20 protein-coding genes, 1 tRNA gene and 2 rRNA genes (1 of these 23 only partly in view) are annotated in these 24474 nt (G+C 41.2%); 7 read left to right on the top strand and 16 right to left on the bottom strand.

Going from position 1 to position 24474, the window contains the following annotated elements:
• The 11 genes from IGI76_RS11595 to dnaE all read right to left on the bottom strand — a co-directional run.
• A 23S ribosomal RNA gene (locus tag IGI76_RS11595) occupies nt 1-312 on the bottom strand; it reaches 2603 nt to the left of the window's first position.
• Nucleotides 313-491: 179 nt separating this feature from the next.
• Nucleotides 492-564, bottom strand: a tRNA-Ala gene (locus IGI76_RS11600).
• A 76-nt stretch (nt 565-640) separates the two neighbouring features.
• Nucleotides 641-2200, bottom strand: a 16S ribosomal RNA gene (locus IGI76_RS11605).
• Together the 16S and 23S rRNA genes with 1 tRNA gene alongside form the textbook arrangement of a ribosomal RNA operon.
• 615 nt (nt 2201-2815) lie before the next feature.
• The gene (locus IGI76_RS11610; protein WP_034696083.1) at nt 2816-4321 is read right to left on the bottom strand and encodes a HAMP domain-containing sensor histidine kinase; all 1506 of its coding nucleotides are present in this window, start codon (nt 4319-4321) and stop codon (nt 2816-2818) included.
• A 14-nt stretch (nt 4322-4335) separates the two neighbouring features.
• The gene (locus tag IGI76_RS11615) at nt 4336-5022 is read right to left on the bottom strand and encodes a response regulator transcription factor (RefSeq protein WP_005229193.1); all 687 of its coding nucleotides are present in this window, start codon (nt 5020-5022) and stop codon (nt 4336-4338) included.
• A gap of 139 nt (nt 5023-5161) precedes the next feature.
• Nucleotides 5162-6583 carry an NADP-dependent phosphogluconate dehydrogenase gene (gndA, locus tag IGI76_RS11620; RefSeq protein ID WP_005229192.1) on the bottom strand — a complete coding sequence of 474 codons (1422 nt, stop codon included), beginning with the start codon at nt 6581-6583 and terminating at the stop codon, nt 5162-5164.
• A 185-nt stretch (nt 6584-6768) separates the two neighbouring features.
• Nucleotides 6769-6948, bottom strand: coding sequence for a 50S ribosomal protein L32 (gene rpmF / locus IGI76_RS11625; protein WP_005229191.1), 180 nt, complete (start codon nt 6946-6948; stop codon nt 6769-6771).
• Nucleotides 6949-7004: 56 nt separating this feature from the next.
• Nucleotides 7005-7565: a YceD family protein gene (locus IGI76_RS11630; protein WP_010749661.1), complete on the bottom strand. Its 561-nt coding sequence runs from the start codon at nt 7563-7565 to the stop codon at nt 7005-7007.
• A 195-nt stretch (nt 7566-7760) separates the two neighbouring features.
• On the bottom strand, nt 7761-9545 hold the full coding sequence (gene pyk, locus IGI76_RS11635; RefSeq protein ID WP_005229179.1) for a pyruvate kinase: 1785 nt from the start codon (nt 9543-9545) through the stop codon (nt 7761-7763).
• An 83-nt stretch (nt 9546-9628) separates the two neighbouring features.
• Entirely contained in the window at nt 9629-10591 is a 963-nt protein-coding gene (gene pfkA, locus IGI76_RS11640) for a 6-phosphofructokinase (protein WP_005229169.1), read from the bottom strand.
• Between the two features lie 161 nt (nt 10592-10752).
• A complete protein-coding gene (dnaE, locus tag IGI76_RS11645) occupies nt 10753-14064 on the bottom strand; it encodes a DNA polymerase III subunit alpha (protein ID WP_231435415.1) in 3312 nt (1103 codons plus the stop codon).
• Between the two features lie 147 nt (nt 14065-14211).
• Between dnaE and IGI76_RS11650 the strand changes: the two genes are divergently transcribed.
• Nucleotides 14212-14394 (top strand): YjzD family protein, encoded by a 183-nt coding sequence (locus IGI76_RS11650; protein WP_008377814.1) that lies wholly within the window; start codon nt 14212-14214, stop codon nt 14392-14394.
• A gap of 48 nt (nt 14395-14442) precedes the next feature.
• Here IGI76_RS11650 and IGI76_RS11655 read toward each other — a convergent pair whose 3' ends face one another.
• Both IGI76_RS11655 and IGI76_RS11660 read right to left on the bottom strand, forming a co-directional pair.
• Nucleotides 14443-15648, bottom strand: a complete 1206-nt coding sequence (locus tag IGI76_RS11655; protein WP_438781557.1) for a multidrug efflux MFS transporter — start codon at nt 15646-15648, stop codon at nt 14443-14445.
• 101 nt (nt 15649-15749) lie between these two features.
• On the bottom strand, nt 15750-17189 hold the full coding sequence (locus IGI76_RS11660; protein ID WP_005237180.1) for an NCS2 family permease: 1440 nt from the start codon (nt 17187-17189) through the stop codon (nt 15750-15752).
• Nucleotides 17190-17439: 250 nt separating this feature from the next.
• On the opposite strand from IGI76_RS11660, the gene IGI76_RS11665 reads away from it, so the two are divergent.
• Nucleotides 17440-18243: a Cof-type HAD-IIB family hydrolase gene (locus IGI76_RS11665; RefSeq protein ID WP_005229159.1), complete on the top strand. Its 804-nt coding sequence runs from the start codon at nt 17440-17442 to the stop codon at nt 18241-18243.
• 54 nt (nt 18244-18297) lie between these two features.
• On the opposite strand, the gene asnB is transcribed toward IGI76_RS11665, so the two are convergent.
• Complete coding sequence (asnB, locus tag IGI76_RS11670) at nt 18298-20193, bottom strand: asparagine synthase (glutamine-hydrolyzing) (RefSeq protein WP_201689897.1); 1896 nt, start codon at nt 20191-20193, stop codon at nt 18298-18300.
• A 466-nt stretch (nt 20194-20659) separates the two neighbouring features.
• On the opposite strand from asnB, the gene IGI76_RS11675 reads away from it, so the two are divergent.
• Nucleotides 20660-20809 (top strand): hypothetical protein, encoded by a 150-nt coding sequence (locus tag IGI76_RS11675; RefSeq protein WP_005229155.1) that lies wholly within the window; start codon nt 20660-20662, stop codon nt 20807-20809.
• Nucleotides 20810-20868: 59 nt separating this feature from the next.
• Here IGI76_RS11675 and IGI76_RS11680 read toward each other — a convergent pair whose 3' ends face one another.
• Nucleotides 20869-21057 carry a hypothetical protein gene (locus IGI76_RS11680; protein WP_016608598.1) on the bottom strand — a complete coding sequence of 63 codons (189 nt, stop codon included), beginning with the start codon at nt 21055-21057 and terminating at the stop codon, nt 20869-20871.
• 228 nt (nt 21058-21285) lie between these two features.
• On the opposite strand from IGI76_RS11680, the gene IGI76_RS11685 reads away from it, so the two are divergent.
• The 4 genes from IGI76_RS11685 (at nt 21286) to IGI76_RS11700 (ending at nt 23094) form a co-directional block, all read left to right on the top strand.
• Complete coding sequence (locus IGI76_RS11685; protein ID WP_231435413.1) at nt 21286-21945, top strand: Ltp family lipoprotein; 660 nt, start codon at nt 21286-21288, stop codon at nt 21943-21945.
• Nucleotides 21946-22339: 394 nt separating this feature from the next.
• On the top strand, nt 22340-22630 hold the full coding sequence (locus IGI76_RS11690; protein ID WP_438781558.1) for a DUF5960 family protein: 291 nt from the start codon (nt 22340-22342) through the stop codon (nt 22628-22630).
• 1 nt (nt 22631) lies between these two features.
• Nucleotides 22632-22898 (top strand): hypothetical protein, encoded by a 267-nt coding sequence (locus IGI76_RS11695; RefSeq protein WP_438781559.1) that lies wholly within the window; start codon nt 22632-22634, stop codon nt 22896-22898.
• A complete protein-coding gene (locus IGI76_RS11700; protein ID WP_438781560.1) occupies nt 22819-23094 on the top strand; it encodes a hypothetical protein in 276 nt (91 codons plus the stop codon). The genes IGI76_RS11695 and IGI76_RS11700 overlap by 80 nt, the downstream gene beginning before the upstream one ends.
• A 30-nt stretch (nt 23095-23124) precedes the next feature.
• On the opposite strand, the gene IGI76_RS11705 is transcribed toward IGI76_RS11700, so the two are convergent.
• Nucleotides 23125-24462, bottom strand: a complete 1338-nt coding sequence (locus IGI76_RS11705; protein WP_438781561.1) for a DUF2142 domain-containing protein — start codon at nt 24460-24462, stop codon at nt 23125-23127.
• Nucleotides 24463-24474 lie beyond the last annotated feature (12 nt).

Below are 24474 nucleotides of genomic sequence, written 5' to 3' on the forward strand. Positions count from 1 at the left end.
TATCGGAGTCCTACAACCCCAACAAGCAAGCTTGTTGGTTTGGGCTTTTCCCGTTTCGCTCGCCGCTACTCAGGGAATCGAATTTTCTTTCTCTTCCTGCAGGTACTTAGATGTTTCAGTTCTCTGCGTCTACCTCGACTGCGCTATGTATTCACGCAGACGTAACATCCTATAAAAGATGCTGGGTTCCCCCATTCGGAAATCTCTGGATCATAGCTTACTTACAGCTCCCCAAAGCATATCGGTGTTAGTCCCGTCCTTCATCGGCTCCTAGTGCCAAGGCATCCACCGTGCGCCCTTATTCACTTAACCTTTGACCTTACGGTCGGTTTTGAGTACTTCTTCTAGCGATAGAAGGTTGCTCAAGAAAATAAGCGTTGAACTTATTAAAAAACTCTTTTAACATTTCAACTCGGTGTGTGTTACTTGTTTTGATTATTTCTTCGATATCCAGTTTTCAATGAACAAAGCTTAACGACCATTGTCGTTAATGGAGCCTAGCGGGATCGAACCGCTGACCTCCTGCGTGCAAAGCAGGCGCTCTCCCAGCTGAGCTAAGGCCCCGGGTATTTACTTGAGAGTAGACCTCTCAAAACTGAACAAAGGCAAACGATGTGTAGTCTTCCGAAATATTCCTTAGAAAGGAGGTGATCCAGCCGCACCTTCCGATACGGCTACCTTGTTACGACTTCACCCCAATCATCTATCCCACCTTAGGCGGCTGGCTCCAAAAAGGTTACCTCACCGACTTCGGGTGTTACAAACTCTCGTGGTGTGACGGGCGGTGTGTACAAGGCCCGGGAACGTATTCACCGCGGCGTGCTGATCCGCGATTACTAGCGATTCCGGCTTCATGTAGGCGAGTTGCAGCCTACAATCCGAACTGAGAGAAGCTTTAAGAGATTAGCTTAGCCTCGCGACTTCGCAACTCGTTGTACTTCCCATTGTAGCACGTGTGTAGCCCAGGTCATAAGGGGCATGATGATTTGACGTCATCCCCACCTTCCTCCGGTTTGTCACCGGCAGTCTCGCTAGAGTGCCCAACTAAATGATGGCAACTAACAATAAGGGTTGCGCTCGTTGCGGGACTTAACCCAACATCTCACGACACGAGCTGACGACAACCATGCACCACCTGTCACTTTGCCCCCGAAGGGGAAGCTCTATCTCTAGAGTGGTCAAAGGATGTCAAGACCTGGTAAGGTTCTTCGCGTTGCTTCGAATTAAACCACATGCTCCACCGCTTGTGCGGGCCCCCGTCAATTCCTTTGAGTTTCAACCTTGCGGTCGTACTCCCCAGGCGGAGTGCTTAATGCGTTTGCTGCAGCACTGAAGGGCGGAAACCCTCCAACACTTAGCACTCATCGTTTACGGCGTGGACTACCAGGGTATCTAATCCTGTTCGCTCCCCACGCTTTCGAGCCTCAGCGTCAGTTACAGACCAGAGAGCCGCCTTCGCCACTGGTGTTCCTCCATATATCTACGCATTTCACCGCTACACATGGAATTCCACTCTCCTCTTCTGCACTCAAGTCTCCCAGTTTCCAATGACCCTCCCCGGTTGAGCCGGGGGCTTTCACATCAGACTTAAGAAACCGCCTGCGCTCGCTTTACGCCCAATAAATCCGGACAACGCTTGCCACCTACGTATTACCGCGGCTGCTGGCACGTAGTTAGCCGTGGCTTTCTGGTTAGATACCGTCAAGGGATGAACATTTTACTCTCATCCTTGTTCTTCTCTAACAACAGAGTTTTACGATCCGAAAACCTTCTTCACTCACGCGGCGTTGCTCGGTCAGACTTTCGTCCATTGCCGAAGATTCCCTACTGCTGCCTCCCGTAGGAGTCTGGGCCGTGTCTCAGTCCCAGTGTGGCCGATCACCCTCTCAGGTCGGCTATGCATCGTTGCCTTGGTGAGCCGTTACCTCACCAACTAGCTAATGCACCGCGGGTCCATCCATCAGTGACGCAAAAGCGCCTTTCAACTTTCTTCCATGCGGAAAATAGTGTTATACGGTATTAGCACCTGTTTCCAAGTGTTATCCCCTTCTGATGGGCAGGTTACCCACGTGTTACTCACCCGTTCGCCACTCTTTTCCTTTCGGTGGAGCAAGCTCCGATGAAAGGAAAAGCGTTCGACTTGCATGTATTAGGCACGCCGCCAGCGTTCGTCCTGAGCCAGGATCAAACTCTCATAATGATTTGTTTGAATGACCATACGGTCATTAAGCTCATAAAAATTAACTTTGCTAGCTATTGCTTGCATGTATTTGTTTCAATAAATTGAAACGTCCTACACATTGGTTCGTTTGCTTGCTTTGTTCAGTTTTCAAAGGTCTACCGTGCTGTGTTAGCAACTTTTATATCATATCAGAGCGACGTTTGTTTGTCAACTCTTTTTTTAAAAGTTTTTTTCAAGAAGTTGTTATTTAACTTCTTTCTTAACCTCAGCGACTTTTTTATCTTACCATCTCAACCGTTATATGTCAAACACTTTTTTGAAAAGTTTTTTTGATTTATTAGGTTTTTCAGAGATGATATTTTTTCGACCTTGTTATAATAACACTTGTAAAATGTTTCGTCAACAACTAATTTCAAAAAAGATCAATCAGTGTTTGTTACAAATGCCTTAACAAGGACAAGTAATAATATAGCAATTCTTAAAGGAAAAATCAACTAAAAAAATAGGCTTTTTGGCAACTATTTTTATAAGCGAATTATTCATTGTCAAACGATTCGAACGTTCGTTTATAAGAAGTATTTTGCGGCTAAATCTATCATTAATGGATAAAAAAAGAGAACTTAAGCTTTTCGCCTAACGTTCTCTTTTCGTCCGATCTTCTGATTGAACGATCGGTATATAGATTCGAAAGATCGTTCCTTGACCGATGACACTCTCTGCTGAAATTTTTCCTTTATAGCTTTCCAATAACTGTTTCGCAATAGAGAGCCCTAGCCCGTTTCCGCCTTTGGTTCTAGCACGGGCTTTATCTACCCGATAGAAACGATTAAAGATCTTGTCGAGGTCTTCTTTGGAGATTCCCTCACCAAAGTCTTGAATGGCAATTTCAAAGGATTGCCGATCCAACGAAATGGATAGATGAACTTCTTTTCGATCAGTGGAATATTTCACTGCGTTATCCAAGACAATAATAATGATCTGTTCAAAATGATTGCGATAGATTTTCAGCTTCAACTCATGGTATAAGTCATCATCCAATGTAAAAACAAAATCCGGATACAGTATTTTAAAGTTATTGAAGACTTGATAGACAACTTCTTTTGCATTGGTTGTTTCATTTGCATAATGAACATCCACTTGTTCCGCTCTTGAGAGATCCAACATTTCCTGTACTAGCGTCTTCATCCGACTGATCTCTTGCATACTGGCTGCCAGAGACTCATCCAAAATCTCTGGATCGTCTTTTCCCCAACGCTGCAACAGATTCATATGTCCTTCAATGATCGCCACAGGCGTTCGCAACTCATGAGAAACGTCTTCGACGAATCGCTCTTGCTGTTCAATGTATAGGCGCATGCGATCCAGCATTTCGTTAAAGATATCTGCTAAATCAGACAGTTCATCGTTCGTATTTAATTCTGGCATATGCACCGTTGACTGTGGGTTTTTCCGAACGGTTTCCATCGTATCTCGCAAGACCTTTAACGGCTGAAGGAAATACGCTGATAAAAAGAACCCAAGCACACTACTAAGAATCAGAGAAACGACTTCTAAGATAATCAAAGTCAGCAGCAGTTTGCTGCGTATTTCGTAAAAAGAAGTCAATTCATAAAAGGTTTGTGCATAGCCAATCCGCTCTCTGGTGCCTTTTGAATAGATGGGTTGGATCGAGAGAAAGCCTGTGATACCATCCAGCGTTACGATGGTTGGGGCTTTGCGCTGCGTGTCGATCAGTGCTAAATCATTTTCATGGGTTTTAAACACAAGATCCTCATTCAAATTATAAACAAACAAGCTCAACGGCGCTTGGCCTAATTCCGAAATAAAGGAATCGATTTTCATTAAGTTGCCATCGATCGTTGAAGTGCGATCATAAATGCTCGTCGTCCCCGCATCATTTTTGGTTAAATTACGATATGTTCGAACCAATGTTAGTTCTTGATCCGAATTGGCTAAACGAGAAGCGACCTCTGACATCGTTCGCTCCACATTGTTTTCTTCTTTAGCGACGATCAAATTCACCGATGTTTTATAGGTGATCACAGCAAAGATCGTAAATACGACGAATATAAAGAAAGAACTTGCGAAGGCCCACTTTACAGTTAAAGAAGGCCCCTTCAGTTCTTTTAATTTTTTCATTCTTTTTTTAAGGTTCACGACCGCATCACATAACCTGTACCACGAACGGTTTGGATATAGCTTTCCTCCCCTGGTACATCAATTTTATTTCGTAAGTAGCGGATGTAAACATCGACAACGTTGGTTTCAACTTCTGTCTCATAGCCCCAGACTTTGTTTAATAAAACATCTCTGGCTAAAACGACATTGACGTTTTCCATTAAAGTCAACAATAGCTCATATTCGCGTTTTGTTAGTTCAATGACATCTGTTCCACGTCGAACGACACGGTTCTCTTTTTCAATCGTTAGATCGCGGTAAGTGATCGTGGTTTGTTTTGCGACGTTTTTGTCCCCTTCGATATCGATACGGCGAAGCAACGCACGTAAGCGTGCCAGCAATTCTTCAATTGCAAAAGGCTTCACAATATAATCATCAGCACCATGATCCAAACCTGATACTCGATCAATCACAGAATCTCTCGCGGTCATCATGATGATCGGGGTGTTCTTCGATTGACGCACACGTCGGCAAACTTCTAACCCATTTAGCTCTGGAAGCATTAGATCCAATAAGATTGCATCCCATTCATTATTCAGCGCAGCATCCAGTCCCGTCCGTCCGTTGTAATGAACTTCGGTATTATACCCTTCATGCTTCAATTCTAATTCCACAAATCGAGCTAAGTTCTTTTCATCTTCAATGATTAGAATATTACTCATTATTGATAGCCCCTTTATTGATTATTCTGCCTTTAAAATAGACATTATCTGTCTTATTTTATCATGTATCTAAAAAATAAAAAAGAGATTGACCGAAAGTTCTCACTTTCGGCCTTTCTCTTTTGGATTCTCTTAAAGCTTACGCTTCGTCATACCATGAATAATGGAAAATTCCCTCTTTATCTGTCCGTTCATACGTATGCGCGCCGAAGTAATCCCGTTGTGCTTGGATCAAGTTCGCTGGCAAACGATCAGAACGATACGAATCAAAGTACGCGATCGCAGAGGAGAACGTCGGCACAGGGACACCCGCTTGGACAGCTAGCGCAACTACTTCACGTACAGAAGATTGATAGCGTTTCGTGATGTCTTTGAAGTAATCATCTAATAATAAGTTTTCGATGTCAGCATTCTTGTCATAAGCATCCGTGATTTTTTGTAAAAATTGCGCACGGATGATACAGCCTGCACGCCAAATTTTGGCAATCTCACCAAAAGGAAGATCCCAATCGTACTCTTTTGATGCTGTACGTAATTGCGCGAAACCTTGTGCATAGCTCATGATTTTACTGAAGTATAAGGCTTCTCGGATCTTATTGATAAATTCTTCTTTGTTTCCTTCAAAAGCAACCGCTTCTGGTTTCGGTAATACTTTGCTGGCATTGACCCGTTCTTCTTTGTAAGCTGAGATATAGCGAGCAAAAACAGATTCAGTGATCAATGGCAATGGAACACCTAGGTCTAAGGCACTTTGGCTCGTCCATTTCCCAGTTCCTTTATTGCCTGCAGCATCTAAGATGACATCAACGATCGGTTTGCCTGTTCCTTGATCATCTTTACGTGTCAAGATATCCGCTGTGATCTCAATTAGGTAGCTATCCAATTCACCTTTGTTCCATTCGGCAAAGATATCAGCCATTTCATCAACAGATAGACCTAAAATGTTTTGCATCAAGTCATAAGACTCCGCAATCAGCTGCATGTCGCCATACTCGATCCCATTATGAACCATTTTTACGTAATGGCCTGCACCATTTGGTCCAATATAAGTTACACAAGGTGTACCATCTTCAGCTTTTGCTGAAATTTGTTCTAAGATCGGTGCAACCAATTCATATGCTTCTTTTTGTCCACCAGGCATGATCGAAGGACCTTTCAAGGCGCCTTCTTCCCCACCAGAAACACCCGTACCGATAAAGTTGATTCCTGAGTTTGCCAACTCTTCGTTACGACGAACGGTATCTTTAAAGAAGGTATTTCCGCCATCGATCAAAATATCGCCTTTGTCTAGATGAGGCAATAGTTCTTGGATCGTAGCATCCGTCGCAAATCCTGCTTTTACCATTAATAAAATACGACGTGGTTTTTCAATTGATTGGACAAATTCTTCTATCGTATAAGTTGCTTTAAAATTTTTATCTGGATGTTCTTTTACTACTTCTTCTGTCTTTGAACCAGTACGGTTAAATAAGGCAACTGAATAACCGCGGCTTTCGATGTTCAACGCTAAGTTTTTGCCCATAACAGCCATACCGACAACGCCGATTTGTTGTTTTGTCATCTTTCATCCTCCTAAGATTCAATTATCTTTTTCATTATAGCGCAAATGTACCTGCTTTTGAACTATTCTCTTTCGATGGACAAAAAATATTTCTGAAAAGTTCCGTCTTTTCCAAAAAAAACAAAAAAACCTCAGGCTCCATGGTTAGCCTAAGGTTTTAGAATCCTCTTTCTGAAAAAAAGGAATTATGCTTCTTTTGTTGCTACGTCTTTGCCATCGTAATGACCACAGTTAGAGCAGACATGGTGGCTTTTTTTCATTTCACCACAGTTTGCACATTCGTTCAAACCGTTGATTGTCAATTTGTAATGTGTACGACGTTTTGCTTTCTTCGCTTTCGAAGTTTTTCTAGCTGGTACTGCCATTTTGCTACACCTCCTTGTTAATGAACGCAACCTTGAGGCTGCAATTTATTCCAATCCTACGCGTTATCGTCATCTGATTCATTGAATAATTCGGATAATTTTGCAAGACGAGGATCAACTTGTTGAGCTTGCGCTTCTTTTTGATTTGCAAAGTCTTCTTCTGACAAAACAGCCCAATCGTTGCCAGATGGCATTGCTGAACCTTGTTTTTCTTCTTCTGTCAGGACTTGCAAAGGAATCGCAAGTAATAGGTTATCAGCGACCGATTCATCTAAGCTGATGGTTTGACCTTCAATGATCAAAACTTCTTCTTCGACGATCGTTTCATCGCGACGCTGAAATTGCTCTGGTGTCATGAATTGTTCATCCACTGAAAAATCAAAAGGAATCGCTACAGGTGTCAAAGAACGAGTAGATGGCAATGTCATCGTCGTTTCCACTTGATAGTGCAGCAAGTATCCTTGCTTATCAACACTCATCAGCCCTTTTACTTTTACAGGAGACAAATCAATGATCTGTCCATCGCGTTTTATCAGTTGACTTTTTAGGTCAAGTGTTTCTTCAAACATCAGCGGTGTCTCTTGGTATTTTTTTAATTCCAATAAAGACCATTTCATTTTTATCACCCCTAAGCAACAAAAGCAATTATACAGGGCTTCTGAGGCTTTGTCAATGAAATTTTCTTGACACCTTTTTCATTTTTGATCGTGTCATTTTAATGCCTTTTCTCAAGGGATTTCGACACTCTCAAAAAAACAACAGGAAGCGCACAACGTGCACTTGCCTGTTGCTTGATCAATCGTTAAAAATCATTAGATCGCTGTTGTTTCTCCACGATAAACGATACCGCGACGAGAATCAAGAGTAACCAATTCGCCATCTTTGATGGTTGTTGTTGCGTCTTTGGCACCAACGATCACTGGTAGATCTTTCGCGATTCCGACAACTGCTGCATGAGAAGTCAAGCCGCCATCTTCAACAACTAAAGCTGCTGCTTTTTCGATTGCTGGCATATATTCTTTATCTGTTGTTGGTACAACTAAAATCATGCCATCTTTTGCTTTCGCAATTGCTTCTTCGGCACTGTGAGCGATCACGGCATTGGCAACAACTGATTTTTCACCAATTCCTTGCGCTTCAAGCAATTTTGATCCGATCAATTGGATCTTCATTACGTTGGTTGTTCCGCGTTCACCAACAGGAACACCGGCTGTGATCAAGATTAGATCGCCTTCTTTAGCAAAGCCTAAATCAACTGCTTGTTTTGCTGCTAATTCAAACATTTCATCAGTTGTTGATGGTTTTTCAGCAACGGTTGGGTACACACCCCAGTTAAGCATCAAGCCGCGTTTTGTGCGTTCGTCAAATGTAACAGCTAAAATGTCAGCATCTGGACGATATTTAGAAATCATTTTCGCAGTGTAGCCAGATTCAGTGGCAGCAACGATTGTTTTAACCCCTAAGTTTTTCGCTGCACGCGCAACAGATAAACCGATTGTTTCCGTTACATCTGTTTTATCAAATTGGTTGATTTGGAAAGTGCTGTTTTCTGATAAAGCTTTTTCTGCTTCCACGTCGATACGTGCCATTGTTGCTACTGCTTCAACAGGGTAGTCACCGTTTGCTGACTCACCAGAAAGCATTGTTGCATCAGTACCGTCAAAGACAGCATTAGCAACGTCAGAAGCTTCTGCACGAGTTGGACGTGGGTTTTGTTGCATTGATTCTAACATTTGTGTTGCTGTGATAACTGATTTACCAGCAGCGTTACATTTTTTGATGATGCTCTTTTGAACCATTGGTACTTCTTCAGCAGGGATCTCAACACCCATGTCACCACGGGCAACCATGATACCATCAGAAACTTTGATGATTTCATCGATATTATCGATACCTTCTTGTGATTCGATTTTAGAGAAGATCTGCACATGAGTCATGTCTTTTTCTTCTAAAATTTCACGAATTTCTAAAACGTCTTGCGCTTTACGTACAAATGAAGCGGCAATGAAGTCGATATCGTTATCAAGACCAAAACGGATATCTTCTGCATCTTTTTCAGTAATACCAGGTAAGCTGATTGATACGCCAGGAGCATTGACCCCTTTACGTGATCCTAACATTCCAGCATTTTTAACGACAACCACTAATTCACGGGTTGCTTCGTCTTTTTCTTTGATTTCCATGTCGATCAAGCCATCATCAAACAAGATGTGTCCGCCCACATGAACATCTTCAAATAAACCAGGATAAGTTACAGCAATTTTTTCTTTTGTTCCTTTGTGTTCTGGATCCATTGAAATACGTGTTTCATCGCCAACGTTGAATTGGATGTATCCAGCACGACCAAAGTCTGCTTCTGTCGTATTTTGTACAGTTGTACGGATTTCAGCACCTTTTGTATCTAAAAGGATACCGACATCTTTACCAGTTTTCTTTACGGCTTCACGAACCATTGTCATACGCGCTAATTGTTCTTCATGATCTCCATGAGAGAAGTTAAAGCGGAAGACATTCGCACCGGCTTCAATCAGTTGAGAAATAATTTCCACACTGTTACTTGCTGGTCCTAATGTACTTACGATCTTTGTTTTTTTCATTACTAAACGCTCCTATTCATTTATTTAAAATAGCTAATAAGCTTTTTTTACAAAATTACTGTTGCGTTGCTTTAAAAATCTCTTTAGAATGAGATTTCTTTGTTCAAGTTATACAAGCTAAGATCTGGTTTGTGACGATTGTTTTCAAGGGTATCGATGATATCAGAAGCAATCATTTCATTGTTTTCGATACCGATACATAGACCGCCTTTGCCTTGTTGCAATAATTCAACGGCATATGAACCAAATTTACTTGCTAACACACGGTCACGAGCGCTTGGTGAACCACCACGGACAACATGTCCTAGAATGGATACACGGGTATGGAAATCGCCGTATTCAGAAAGTTTGTCAGCAAAATCATTTCCGCCCATCACACCTTCGGCTAAAACGATCAAGCAATGTTTTTTCCCGCGGTCACGTCCTTCACGGATACGATCAGCAACAACTTGCATGTCAAAATCATGTTCTGGGATGATGATTTCATCCGCACCACCGGCCACACCTGACCATAAAGCGATATCGCCAGCACCACGACCCATTACTTCGATCACGAATGTGCGGACATGTGATGTCGCTGTATCACGGATCCGGTCAATCGATTCCAAGACAGTATTGATCGCTGTATCAAAACCAATCGTGAAATCTGTTCCTGGAATGTCATTATCGATCGTTCCTGGAATCCCGATCGCTGGGAAACCGTGACGAGTAAGTGCCATCGCACCATGGTAAGATCCATCTCCACCAATCACGACTAGCCCTTCGATGCCAAATTTCTTTAATTGTTCGATTCCTTTTAATTGTCCTTCTTGTGTCGCAAATTCTGGATAACGTGCTGAATATAAGAATGTTCCACCACGTTGAATTTTGTCACCAACATCAGCAACATCTAAGCGACGAATGTCACCTGCGACTAGTCCGGCGTAGCCATAGTTGATTCCGTATACTTCAAGTCCGTCAAAAATACCCTTTCTGACAACTGCGCGAATCGCTGCGTTCATTCCTGGTGCATCGCCGCCACTGGTTAGAATTCCAATGCGTTTCATTATTCTTTCACCTCATCAAAAGATTTTGTTTAGGGAAGCCCCTGTTTGCTAGTTTTCAAGTAATAACCACGAGACATATTCTACCATTATTCCATGAAAATGTCTTGAAATAGTGGGAAAAAGTTGAAAAAAGTGTAAGTTGAATTACCGTTTTCGGAAAATTACTTGAAAATTACATTTCCATTTCCTAATAATGCGATCAGTTGTTTGACAAAGTTCGGCTCATCCGTCACCCAGTTTTCTTCTGCTAATAACACTTTTTTGCCACTGCTTTCATAGAACATCACCACTGGAATATTTCCGTGATGCTGCTTCATTTCCTTCGACAATGCTTGCAGGTGCGACGTTTCAGCTTCAGCAGAAATCTTTAAGTAACAAGTTTGTGACGCAATTTTATTTTGAACGTTTTCTGCTAAGTCTATTTTATCAGCAATGAGTTGGATTTCACCATTGTAACGACTTACCTCGACCTTTCCTTCGATGTAGAGAACAGCATTTTCTTCAATCAAGGAACGTACTTGTCGATAAATGATGGGAAAAATCGTTACTGACACTTCTTTGCTGGCATCTGTTCCTTCGACAAACGCCATTTGTTCGCCCTTTTTCGTTCGAATCTCTCGAATCTTGCGCACATATAAAAGGATACGCACCCGTTCATTCGGAACCAGATCGGCAATATCAGTGATTTGTTTTAATTGGTGCAATTTTTGAAACTGTTCCACGGGATGGCCAGACAAATAAACACCTAAGTATTCTTCTTCCAAAGCCAGTTTTTCTTCTAGTTTGTAATCGGCAACGGCTTCTTCTTTTAATGCCATAGTTTCTAAGAGATCCAAACTGCCGCCACTATAAGTAATGTTTTGGATCTTTCCTTCTAGCTGGATCAGTGCTTGTTTTCGATTGGGTGCGATCACATCGAATACGCCGATGCTCAAAAGCGGCAATAAATAATCCAATTTTAACCATTTGCTGTTCCGCTGATTCAAGCGAAGCAAAAATTGATCCATAGACGTGAAATTACCATGCTCTTTTCTTTCTGCCAAAATGTCTTGGATCATGTCGCGTCGGATTCCTTTGATACTGCTGAAACCAAAACGAATTTGTTTTTCATTTTGCAGTTGAAAACTAAACCCACTGGCATTGATCGAAGGCGGCAGTACTTCTACGCCATAACGTGCGGCTTCATTTAAATATTCTTTCATTTTGCTGGCGGTGTTGCGTACCGAGTGTAGGATCGAAGCAAAAAATGGTGCGGGATAGTGTACCTTCAGATAGGCCATTTGAAAGCCGATAAAGGAATAGGCAAACGCATGGGATCGATTAAACCCGTAATTGGCGAACCGCTCGATATAGTCATAGACCAAATTGGCGGTCTTTTCATCGTACTGATTGGCTAAGGCGCCTTGCACAAAATGACGACGTTCCTCATCCAAGACGTCTTTTTTCTTTTTACTGATTGCTCGACGCAAAATATCTGCTTGTCCTAAGCTGAAACCAGCCATTTTGGAAGCTACCTGCATGATCTGCTCTTGGTAGACAATGATTCCGTAAGTGTTTTGCAAAATCGGAATCAAGCTGTCATCTGGATAAGAGACACGCTCTTGTCCTTTTTTCCGCTTAATAAAGGTATCGATATTTTGCATCGGTCCTGGACGATACAAGGCATTGACTGCGGCAATATCCTCGATGCTTTCTGGTCCTAACTTACGCAGCACATTGCGTATCCCCGCTGATTCAAATTGGAAGATCCCTGCGGTCTCGCCTTTTTGAAACAAGCGCAATGTTGCTGGATCATCAAGAGGAATCTCCTTTTGGGTAACGATTTGTTGGCTGATTCGTTTAATGCCTTTCAAGGTATTATCAATGATCGATAAGTTTCTCAAGCCTAAAAAGTCCATCTTCAATAGGCCGATGGCTTCTACGTCATTCATGGTGAATTGGGTCAGCCAGATCCCATCGCTGCCTTCTTGTAAGGGAACCAGATCAAGCAAATTCTTGTCACTGATCACCACACCAGCGGCATGAGTCGATACGTGACGTGGCAAGCCTTCTAAAATTTTGGCGACTTGAAACATTACTTGGTTTCGCTCATTAAACGACACCAATTCTCGCAGCTGATTGGATTGTTCATAAGCAAGATCTAAGGTCATTTTCAAGGCATTGGGGATGGCTTTTGACCAGCGATTGGCTTCACTTTGCGAAAGACCAAAGACACGAGAAACATCTCGCAGAACCATTTTGGCCGCCATGGTGCCAAACGTCGCAATCTGTGCCATATATTCTTGCCCGTATTTTTGGCGCACATACTGTAAAATCTCGTCTCTGCGATTGTCAGGAATGTCTAAATCAATATCAGGCATCGTGTAACGTTCTGGATTCAAGAATCGTTCAAACAAAAGATCGTATTTGATTGGATCTACGTCGGTGATCGATAAAACATATGCCACCAGTGCGCCAGCAGCCGATCCCCGTCCAGCGCCGGTAACGATCTCTTGTTGGTGGGCAAAGTCCATGACGTCCCAAATAATCAAGAAATAGTCATCAAAGCCCATCTTATGGATGACGGACAACTCATAATCCAAACGCTGTTCGTACGCCGATGTAACGTGGGCAACACGCTGAGGCAGACGCTCAAAACAAATTTTCCGCAAATAGTCCGCAGCGCTTTCTTCGGCTGGTAGCGGGTAATGAGGCAACAGCCGCTGATGCAGCGGCAGCTCGACGGCGCATTCAGCTGCAATCCGCTGATTATTCATCAATGCCTGCGACCATTCTTCAAATGCCGCGGTCAGTTGGTCTGCTGGTTGTAGAAAAAGCTGCGCAGCCCCTTGCTCTTTAGCCTGACGAAAGTCTTCAATTTGCGAGCCCTCTTTGATATGCGTCATCACTTTGACTGCAAAGGCTTCTTCTTGTGCTAAAGCCGCGATTGGTTGATAGGCACATGGTGCAATGTTTTGCTCGTTAAACCAAGCGATCGTTTCTGGATCTAACCCTTTGCTAGTAATACCTAAAAACAAGCTCTCAGAATCAAATTTATGGCTGATTGCTCGCAGTGCTTCTTGATTGGCTTCTAGATCATCGTGCTGAGAAGGCAGAAATCCCTCGCCTTCAGGCAGCAAACCAAAGAGGTCCTGCAAAGAATCACAAGCAGCTAAATTCAACTGCTCGGTGATCATTTTTTCACTTGATAAACGCATCAAGGTTTGATAGCCCTTGAGGTTTTTTGCAAATACGTACAACGGAAAGGACATTGATCCCTCTCCGAAGGTACAGTCGAACAAAGCGCCAAAAATCGGCTTGATGCCCTGTGCTAGGCATTGCTGATAAAACTCGACCGCGCCATAGAGAACATTATGATCGGTCAGACCCAACGTCTGATAGCCCATCTTTTTGGCTTGCTCTATATAGTGAGGAATTTTGATCGTACTTTGCAGCAACGAATAGGCGCTTAAGGTGGTGAGCTGTGAATACATTGAAATCCCTCCAAAAATGAAAATTCTCTTTCTTTCTGCTAGTAATTAGATTTGAAAAACAAAATGAAAAAGTGAAAATCTTTACAATAAATATTTTTGTGATAAACTAAAGTCGAAATGGAAGATACGCAGAAAAGAGGTGTCGTCATGCGTTACTTAGTCACTTTATTTTGGACTTTTGTATTAGGTCAAGTCGTTGGCTATCTAGGCAGCTCACTTGCTGGAGCAACTTATGATTTTCAATTAACTTCAATCATCTCTTTGGTCACAGGTGTGGTGATCATTCTTGTTGGTATTATCGCACCAGCGCCTGAAAAGACAAGCCATTAAAAAAAAAACCAGTTACCTTTATTGTAACTGGTTTTTTTTTCTTTTCAACTATTCACTGATGTCCGTTTTACGCAAGCTTTTACGGAAATTAAATCCTGAGATAAAAATATTGATCAGTACAAACCCGCTAGTTACCCAAAAGACGGCGGGATAACCAAAGCCAGCTGCCACCGTTGAGCCGACCATCGGACCTAACACTTGTCCAAAGTTAGAGAACATTTGGTTGTAGCTGTAGATACGGCTGACCCCTTCCATCGGGGTGATCTTGCTGATCAGTGTGTTGATCGACGGCATCAACGCACCTGTCGAAAAACCAAGCAAGAAGCGCAGCACGCCCAACTGAAACGGTGTGGAGACAAAGCCCATCGGAATGAAACAGAAAAATGACAGCAATAAACCGCCTAACAATACCTTGTGATTGCCGTAACGATCACCGATTTTGCCTAAAAATGGCGAAGAGATGATTGCCGAAACACCAGCAACAGAGACGATCAATCCGCTGACAAACAAAATATTGCCACTGTTCCCGCTTAGATCACGAATATACAATGTAAGGATCGGGCTGATACTCGTTACACCTAGCTGTAAAATCAGTGACGTAATAAACAAACCGACAAGCAACTGCATATTTTTGATTTGACCAAAAATTTCTTTGATGGACAGCAAATCGCCCTTTTCAACCGGCTCAAAATCTTCTTGAACGAGAAAAATCGTAAGCAAGAGCGTAATTAGCAGCACAACACCAGTAATGATAAAAACATTTTTCATGCCGAACCATTGCGCCAACGCCCCACCCATCGATGGACCGATCAAATTCCCTGCGATGGCTCCTGTAGCCAATGTCCCAAGCGCCCAACCGCTTTTTTCTCGAGGCGCCTGCGAAGAAATCAATGCAGTCGCATTGGGAATATACCCCGATAAAATTCCGGTAAAGAAACGCATGATCAACAACCAATAGACATTCGGTACAAAAGCCAAAGACCCCATCGTCACTGTCATCCCCGCAGCCGCGCGAATCATCATTAAGCGACGACCTTTTTGATCTGCTAGATTTCCCCATACTGGAGCAATGATAGCCGCCGCAAACGCCGTTACTGAGATTGCTAATCCAGAAAACAACTCAATTTGACTCTCTGGAGCGCCTAACTCTTCTATATATAAGGGAATGAATGGCATGACAAGACTAAAACTGGCACCCGTAAAAAAACAACCTACCCATGAAATCAGTAGATTTCGTTTCCAATCAATCTTCATTTACAAACCTTCTTTCACAAATACTATACCGTATCGTGAGTAATAATCAAATAAAAAAATCTTTCTGCAGGTAACATACAGAAAGATTTTCTTCATTAAACTTAACTGATCAAAGCCAAAATGACAAAGTTTAGGATAAACAACGCATTGACGACCCAGATGATCGGAGACACTTCGTTGGCTTTTCCTTTCACTACTTTCACTAATGCGTAGAAAATGAAACCAACAGCGATCCCATTGGAAATACTGTAAGACAAGCCCATAAAAATAGACGCGAAGAAAGCGGGAACTGCTTCTTCTAGATCGGTCCACTTGATGTCTGCAAACGAAGCCATCATCATTACCCCAACTAAGATCAACGCTGGTGCTGTCGCTTGTGCGGGAACGATTGAGATCAGTGGAGAAAAGATACTGCTGATTGCAAAGAGTGCTGCCACTACAACAGAAGTCAAGCCCGTGCGTCCACCAGCACCGATACCAGCTGCTGATTCCACATAAGTCGTTGTATTTGAGGTCCCTACGATGGCACCTACAGAAGTGGCTACGGCATCTGCAAAAAGGGCTTTATCCATCTTCGTGTTCAATCCGTTACTGTTTTCAACCGCTTCTTCATCTTTTTTCGAAAAGATCCCTGTACGACGTCCAGTCCCGATAAAGGTACCGATCGTATCAAAGACATCTGATAAGCTAAACGCTAAAATCGTCATGATTACTTGAGGGATTTTGGCAGAATCACTGAATAGTGAGCCCATTCCTTCAGAGCCAAACGCAGCGCCAAATGTGATGCCTAGTTCGCTGATGGAACTTCCTAATGAATTCCCGTGCCAATCAATGGCACTTAAATCCACCACACCCATCAAAATACCGATGATCGTCGTTCCTAAAATACCAAAAATAATTGCCCCACGAACATTTTTCACCACTAATAAAGTAGTCACTACTAAACCAATCACTGCTAACAAAACAGGTGCATTATTGAAATTCGCCAAAGCTGGGACGATCCCCCCATTAAAATTGGCACTCACGATCGTCTCACCGTCGACAACTGAACCCGTCACTGCCGCAGTGTCTGCACTGAAGTTTAGCAAGTTGGCATTTTTGATCCCTACATAAGCCACAAAGATCCCGATCCCGCCGCCGATTGCATGCTGCATGCTTTCTGGAATCGCATGGATGATCATTTTTCTGATACGAGTGACCGTGATAAAAATGTTGATCAAGCCGCAGATGAAAACCATCGCTAATGCTTGCTGCCACGTATACCCCAAACCAAAAACGACGGTAAAGGTGAAGAATGCATTAAGGCCCATTCCAGGTGCTTGCGCGTAAGGCACATTTGCAAATAAGCCCATGATCAGGGTACCAATCACTGAAGCGATGATCGTTGCTAAGAAAACAGCTTGAAACGGCATGCCTGCAGCAGATAAAATCGTCGGATTCACAAACAAAATATAACTCATCGCGAAGAAGGTGGTGACCCCAGCCATCACTTCTGTGGAAACCGTCGTTTTATTCTCCTTTAATTTGAAAAACTTTTCCATGTTATGTTTCACTCCTGAACTTTAATCGTTTCTATGAAAAGAAAAAATGAATAATTGCGCTTTTCATCGAACAATTACAAATTATAAGGGAATAATTTTCGCTTTTCAAACCTTTTTCCGAATAAAACGAACCAAAAACGTTTAATGTTCGTGTTTTGCTTTGTAAATATTATGAAAACTTACTTGTATTGTGAAATGACAGAAATATGTTACACTTAAGCCACTACCATAAGAGAATGGAGCGAGTCTTTTGAAACCAAAAATCATCGCCATTGATTTAGATGGCACAACCTTAAATACTGAATCCCAACTTTCCCCTCGCACACGTGAGGTACTGGTTCGCGCCACCAAAGCGGGACACTTTGTTACCATCGCTACAGGAAGACCTTTTCGTATGAGCGATCAATTCTATAAAGAATTGGCGCTCACAACACCAATGGTCAATTTTAACGGTGGGTTAGTCCATAAACCTCGACAAGTCTGGGCAAATGAAATGGAGCACTCGATCTCTCGAGAAATTGCGTTTGAGCTCATGGCGCAAAAAGAGCAGCTGGGGCTGACGTTTGTGGCAGCAGAAAATCGCGAAACCTTTTTCATCGATGACCTAAGCGGATTTGATCAGCACTTTTTCTTTTCGGGCAATGCTTCCGAAAAAAATCTATTAGCAAATTTAAAAACGGACCCCACTTCATTACTGGTGAAAACCGAAAATGAATTAGCAGAATCTGTTTCTTTACGTATCAAGGATCAATTTGACGATGCAGTCGATGTTCGAACCTGGGGTGGACCTCAAGCTATCTTAGAGATCGTACCAAAAGGGGTCCATAAAGCACTTGGTCTTTCGGTGATCGCGGATTCTTTGTCTTTGGATCGACAAGATATCATCGCTTTTGGTGATGAACACAACGATTTGGAGATGCTGGATTATGCGGGCTGGGGCGTTGCCATGGCGAATGGCACGCAACAATTAAAATCGATCGCCAATGATGTTACCGACAAAACCAATGCGGAAGATGGCATGGTCGATTACTTGGAAAAATATTTAGGTCTATAAAAAAAAGCCGATGCGGGATGTCCGCATCAGCTTTTTTTTGCTGCTATATTCAAATCAAAGTGTTTCATAAACGATTTCTTTGGCTTCTGGAATCGATTCATCAATAAAGAATACTTTATACCAGGTCAAGAACGTAAAGATCGTCCAGATTTTTCGCTGAAGATTCGGTTTTCCTTGGCGATGGTCTTCAAGCATTTGTAAAATTGCTGTTTGATCGAAGAAGGTTGCCGCAAAGTCTGACTCAAAAAGGCTCTTGACTGCTTCATACCCTGTTCCTTCTTTCAGCCATGCCTTGATAGGTACAGGAAAGCCGAGTTTTTCACGGTTTGCCCACTCTTTTGGCAAATGACGGTTTGACGCTTGTCGAAACACATCTTTGGTGTTGTTTTGATTGATCAAATATTTCGTCGGGATCGTTTGCGACAACTTCTGCATCTCGATATCCAATAAAGGAACACGTAATTCCAAGGAACTCGCCATGGACATTTTGTCTGCTTTTAACAAGATATCCTTCGGCATCCACTGATGAAGATCTAAATATTGCATCTTATTGACCTCGTCTTTGAGACCATTGACTTTCTCGTAATGAGGCGCAACGATTTCAGCAACAGAGGGTCCTTTTTGATACGTTGGTTTTAAAAGCTGCAGTGCTTCCTCTTCTTCAAAGACCAGTGCTTGCCCGATAAAGAAGTCTTGGGCAGGTGCCGTTGCTTCATAAAGATGGATTCGACCATGGAAGTTTTTCATTTTGCCGATTTGACGTCCCAAACGAAAGCGGATGTTTTGTGGCAATTTTTTCAACCCTTGGGCAAAAACGCGCACCGCTTTAGAGTTTGTGTGGAAGCCATAAGCAGCATAACCGGCAAATAATTCATCTGCCCCTTCCCCAGATTGAACGACTCGCACTTGCTGTGCTGCCAGATTGGCTAAAAAATACAAAGGGACACAGCTTGGGTTAGAATCTGGTTCGTCCAAGTGATACTGAATCAACGGGAATGCCTCAAAGGACATTTCACCATCGATGACCGCTGCTGTGTTGTTCAAACCAAGTTTTTCCGTCAATTTGCGGGCCTCGATCGCTTCGTTGTAGGTTTTGTCATCGAACCCGATTGAAAACGAGCGATCTGGTCGCAAGACAGAAGCTACGAAACTTGAATCGACACCACTGGATAAAAATGAGCCGACTTCAACATCACTGATTTGATGAGCGGCAATTGATTCTTGGACTGCTTGATCGATTTTGTCGACCCATTCTTCTCTTGAATGATTTTCTTTCACTGAAAAATCTGCATCCCAATACTGCTTGATCGTCAATCCCTGTTCATTAAACAAATAATAATGCCCTTCTTGCAAACGATGAACACCTTTAAAGAAGGTTTCTCCGTTCAAAGGCGAGTATTGGAAGGTCAAATAAGGTTTCAACGCCTCTTGGTTCAACTCTTTCTTGAAATCTGGATGAGGCAAAAAGCTCTTGATTTCAGAACCAAACATAAAACTGCCATTCATTTGCGCATAGTAATATGGTTTGATCCCAAAGTGATCCCGCGCGCCGAAAAGCTCTTGTTTTTCTGTGTCCCAGATGGCAAAAGCAAACATTCCTCGCAGGCGCTGCAAAACATCAATGCCCCACTCCTCATAGCCATGTAAGACTACTTCGGTATCCGCATGGGTAGAAAAAACATGACCCGCTTGGATCAATTCTTCCCGCAACACTTGAAAGTTATAGATTTCCCCATTAAAAATAATGACTTTTGTTCGATCCTCGTTAAAAATCGGTTGTGAGCCACCTTCTAAGTCGATGATCGATAAACGACGAAACCCTAACGCTACTTGGTCGTCGGTAAATTTTCCTGAACTGTTTGGTCCGCGATGAACGATCCGGTCCATCATGCGTTCAATAATGATTTCTTTTTGGTCTTTTGAATTGACAAAGCCGACAATTCCGCACATATTTTCACATCCGTTTTCATAATCCATTTTCATTTTTCTAAAGTAAATCATACCATAGAATTCAAGAGATACGATCTCTTTTTCAAAAAAATACAATCAATATATTTTTGCACAAAACATAATTTGGAGACAAACCTTATGATATCAAGGTTTCCAACCATCTCATACTCTCAATCTTACAAATTTGTTATCTAAGAAAATAGCTATCCTCAAAATTCTTAAGAAATTTTTTATGAATTCTATTTTTCTGAAAATATACAAAGATACTTTTCCCGAATTTACTGACTCCAGGAAACTTCTTTTGCTGCCATTCTCAGGCATTGATTTCTTGAAAAGGATCAGTCAGATTCGTTCGTTTGATAGTTTTATTGGACGAATGTGAAAAAAAGTGTTATTCTAACTATGGAATTTCGTTATCAACTAACCGTTGCCTTTCAATGACAAGTTTTAAGAAAGGAGAATGACTATGACATTCTATAACACAGATCTACAATATCGTGTAACTCTGGATACCAAATTGAATTTATTTATCGTTTTCGATAAAAAAGATGCGAATCATTTTGCGACTGGAATTACGATCGAGCAAGCTGTACAAGAATTGAAAAAAACTGCATAAGGAGTTTATCCAAATGAAGGATACCGATTCGTACTGAAAGCACCTCGCTAAGGAAAAAATTAGCTAGGTGCTTTCTTGTTTTTTGGCTCGCTTTTGTCTTTTGCAGTATCCGCTTCTTGCTTCTGTCCACTTTGCTGTTCATCCAGCTGTAAGATTTCATCAACAGATCCTTGCGTAATAAACTTGCTCAATCCCTGTGCCGCAATTTTTGTGTAACGCATGAAGTAATCTTTTTCTTGAAAATCCATCTTCTTCCCTCCTACTGATACAACTGTACTTTCATTTCGTTTACCAGCGATTTCACCAGTAATTCTTGAGCGTCACTTCTTTAATACATATGAATGATCCATTAATGGCATACACGTTACATTTGTCAAATCATTCTTTTCCTCTATTCATGAAAAGACAAATCTGTTTTCTGATTCCAGACATAGTACTATTAACTTTAGGCAACTGTTTTATTAGGAGGGATGCTTATGGCTACATTTTTCGCTGGTTTGTTTTTTATCGGTTTGATCGGTTTCATTTTTGGCATTATCTTATTTTATATTGGGTTGATAACTCAAAAAAACAAACGAGATCGAAATGTTTTTCTCATTGTCGCTTCCGCCTTTATTGTCTTGTTTTCGTATGGTGGCTTGTCCTTCTACCAAGATGTGACGTCTTTCGATAGCATCACTGCGCAATTAAGCCTTTCTTTACGTAACGAATCAGGGAAAAATGAGTCCTTTGGCGATGCCGCTGCTTCCATGGAACAACCACAAGGAGAACAAACAGCTGGCAACAACGAAGCAAGCAGCGCGCAACAAGAAGAACCCGCAAACAACGAGCAACATACACCTCAACTTTCTCGTGAAGAAAGAAATGCACTGAATCGTGCAGAAAGATACTTATCCAGCAATGCGTTTTCTCAGTCGAGCTTGAAACGCCAACTACTCTATGAAGATTTTTCTGAGAGCGCAGCAGACTTTGCCGTAGTCACTGTGGATGCCGATTGGAATGAGCAAGCATTGAAAAAAGCAATTCGCTACTCGCAAAATTTATCCTTATCAGATGAGCGTGTGGCGAGCCAACTTTCCTTTGAAGGCTTTACTTCTGAACAAATTGAATACGCCTTAGCGCGTTTGCCCGATTGATTCTTTTCGTTTGTTGCAGGACCACAAGCAAAAAAGGGTTCGACGAATTAGTGTACATTTCTGTTGATTTCCAGCTCGAGTCTAGGCTGAGGGTTTTTCAGATGGTCATCGAGCAAGCTCGGCAGTCAGTTAGCTTCTCTGCCCATTTTTCTGCCCACAACAAACAAAAAAGCCTATCTCAAAAGATAGGCTAAACGCTCCAAAGCGTTGATATAAGGAGAGTACAAGCCTAAAACCCCCATTATAAACATTGATTTATAAGCTATTTTTCAGAGTTAATGCAAAATTGATGCAAAATAAATTTTCTTAGTGAGAACTGTTTTTTCAAATTATTATTAGTCACTCTTTACACAAAGAACATTTGTTCGTATAATTCTTGCAAGGAGTGATTGATATGCAAATACCACTTGCGCACCAACGGACATATGCTTTTGAACGCTACTACTATGAGTTTATCAAAAGAATGGGTCCAGCCCACTTACTTTACGATCAGTTTGTTCGGACGATGGAGAATTTCGGGAAACCCTACTTTACCGTGCCATCAAGCTATAGTGGTTACCCAGAAGAATTAGCCTATGTATTTAAGAAAGACGGAGAAAACTATCTATTTGATCACGTTAGGACTCAAGATAAGATTCTTCGAAAATATGATTCTAGCATTAAGTATAGGCCCGGCGGTAACTAAGATGAATTTAATAACCATGTATGAGCAAGGCTACCTATCTCTTTCTGAGTTTATAAATGATTTTCCGGATAGTATTTCTGAGTCACATGAAGCTTTGTACGGTGCAAAATGTGTCGAGTTTTATGTTGCTGTCACTTTAGGCAAAACGGATTGTCGCTATTATTTACAAGCTTACGGAGGCGATTGTTATGAAAACGATGAAAGGCTATGTATCGAAGATACGTGTTTTGAAGATGAGCAAGACCCCTTTGGTTCGGTTCTCGCTTGATGGAGTTAACTGTTTGATTGCAACTCATAGTTTAAACTTCCTTGCCGATGTGGATGAAGGAATGAGTATTGTGATCGCTGGCGAGTATAATGATCGGAAACAGTTTGTTGTTAAGAAGTATACTGTCATTGGCAAAACGAAGATTATGATTGAGTTTGAATCAATAAAAAAAGCCTCTCTACCCAAATTTGAGTAGAGAGATTTTTAGTCTTCTAATATTATTTTATTATCTAGTAGTCCAAGTTGGTGTTGTGTGAATTAAAAATCCTCTATAATAGCAAACAATCAAATAAGCTATCATAATTATTAGAGATGAAGTAATAGCAACATTTCTAACGGCTTTTTCCGAGGATACCAAGTCATATTTATAACTTATGCGCTGTGTAAAAGGTAAAAAACAGATAATAAAAGGATGTAAATATCTACCACTTAACTCATCAAACACCTGCACTGGCTTGTTTAAAATTAAATAGAAGCCCGCATAGATACCAATCCAATTTATAAAAAATATCGTAATTAATCCTGTTATGAACGTTCGACTCCAACCAAATTTTCTTTCTGTTAACATAACAAAAAACAAGCATAACATCCAAAGTAAATTGAATATATCCGGTAATATAGTTGATACTACACTAAATAGTGTTCTGCCTCTGCGGCCCATAGTTTCAACATTTAGATATGAATTTATGAATTGCTTTGCAAAATTATCCAAGTGGAATATTTTATTCAAGAAATAAAGTAGTATGGTTGAGAACACTAAGATTAAAATCCATGAGACAATTTGTGTCACTTTGTTTTGTCTCTTGAAGAATGCAATTATTTCGTTAAAAATTACTGGTAGAAATAAAATAGATGGCAAAGCAAAGATATAGTTATTTTTTGCGAACAAAATTAAAACCATAGTAATAATAGTATAACTAATCTGTTTTTTAGGTATAGCTTTAAAAGTAGAAAATTTAGCTAAGTTCAATAGATTTACCATAAATGCTGAAATGACAACATAGGAGTAAACGTCATAACTAGGGCTAGCTATTTTCTGGATAAATGGAACTGAAAACAACATTACTAAAGACCATTTACCAATCTTGCTACTTTTGATTATAAAAAACAAACAAATAGCAAAAAAAATTAGGTTTGTAAGCCTCGAAAATACAAGCATCACTCCATAGCTTGGATAGATGAACCTACCTATCAGAACACCGATAGCTGACGGTATATGCCCGATACCTATTTTTAATATTGAGTTATCTTCTCTTTGGAGATGGAAGCTTAATTTATCGTCTTCTACATCCGATAACTTTGTTTTGAAGAAAGAGCCAACATCAAAATCATTTTCTTTTTTATTAGAAGATATAGCAGTCAATTCTAAATTACGCACAGTTTCCGTTTTCATTGATTCGGGATTGTTTTTAGAAAAAATAGTATAACTTCTGCTCAAATGGTATCCTTCATCACCATTAGTCAAAGGGTATGTAATGAATGTTGATATTACTCCAAATATAATTATCATGAATAAAAAAAATATTTCTGGAAATGTTTTTTCTCTATTTATAGAATGTCTCATTTACAAACTCCT

The organism is Enterococcus sp. DIV2449a, from assembly GCF_051711225.1.
Classification (GTDB): domain Bacteria; phylum Bacillota; class Bacilli; order Lactobacillales; family Enterococcaceae; genus Enterococcus_D; species Enterococcus_D casseliflavus.

Excerpts from the sequence above, each read along its gene's own strand:
- IGI76_RS11675 (WP_005229155.1), top strand. The coding sequence starts at position 20,660 with ATGACATTCTATAACACAGATCTACAATATCGTGTAACTCTGGATACC.
- IGI76_RS11630 (WP_010749661.1), bottom strand. The coding sequence starts at position 7,565 with ATGAAATGGTCTTTATTGGAATTAAAAAAATACCAAGAGACACCGCTG.
- IGI76_RS11650 (WP_008377814.1), top strand. The coding sequence starts at position 14,212 with ATGCGTTACTTAGTCACTTTATTTTGGACTTTTGTATTAGGTCAAGTC.
- IGI76_RS11700 (WP_438781560.1), top strand. The coding sequence starts at position 22,819 with ATGAAAACGATGAAAGGCTATGTATCGAAGATACGTGTTTTGAAGATG.
- IGI76_RS11655 (WP_438781557.1), bottom strand. The coding sequence starts at position 15,648 with ATGAAGATTGATTGGAAACGAAATCTACTGATTTCATGGGTAGGTTGT.
- rpmF (WP_005229191.1), bottom strand. The coding sequence starts at position 6,948 with ATGGCAGTACCAGCTAGAAAAACTTCGAAAGCGAAGAAAGCAAAACGT.
- dnaE (WP_231435415.1), bottom strand. The coding sequence starts at position 14,064 with ATGTATTCACAGCTCACCACCTTAAGCGCCTATTCGTTGCTGCAAAGT.
- gndA (WP_005229192.1), bottom strand. The coding sequence starts at position 6,583 with ATGACAAAACAACAAATCGGCGTTGTCGGTATGGCTGTTATGGGCAAA.
- IGI76_RS11685 (WP_231435413.1), top strand. The coding sequence starts at position 21,286 with ATGGCTACATTTTTCGCTGGTTTGTTTTTTATCGGTTTGATCGGTTTC.
- pfkA (WP_005229169.1), bottom strand. The coding sequence starts at position 10,591 with ATGAAACGCATTGGAATTCTAACCAGTGGCGGCGATGCACCAGGAATG.
- IGI76_RS11610 (WP_034696083.1), bottom strand. The coding sequence starts at position 4,321 with ATGAAAAAATTAAAAGAACTGAAGGGGCCTTCTTTAACTGTAAAGTGG.
- IGI76_RS11705 (WP_438781561.1), bottom strand. The coding sequence starts at position 24,462 with ATGAGACATTCTATAAATAGAGAAAAAACATTTCCAGAAATATTTTTT.
- IGI76_RS11660 (WP_005237180.1), bottom strand. The coding sequence starts at position 17,189 with ATGGAAAAGTTTTTCAAATTAAAGGAGAATAAAACGACGGTTTCCACA.
- asnB (WP_201689897.1), bottom strand. The coding sequence starts at position 20,193 with ATGTGCGGAATTGTCGGCTTTGTCAATTCAAAAGACCAAAAAGAAATC.
- IGI76_RS11690 (WP_438781558.1), top strand. The coding sequence starts at position 22,340 with ATGCAAATACCACTTGCGCACCAACGGACATATGCTTTTGAACGCTAC.
- pyk (WP_005229179.1), bottom strand. The coding sequence starts at position 9,545 with ATGAAAAAAACAAAGATCGTAAGTACATTAGGACCAGCAAGTAACAGT.
- IGI76_RS11680 (WP_016608598.1), bottom strand. The coding sequence starts at position 21,057 with ATGGATTTTCAAGAAAAAGATTACTTCATGCGTTACACAAAAATTGCG.
- IGI76_RS11695 (WP_438781559.1), top strand. The coding sequence starts at position 22,632 with ATGAATTTAATAACCATGTATGAGCAAGGCTACCTATCTCTTTCTGAG.
- IGI76_RS11615 (WP_005229193.1), bottom strand. The coding sequence starts at position 5,022 with ATGAGTAATATTCTAATCATTGAAGATGAAAAGAACTTAGCTCGATTT.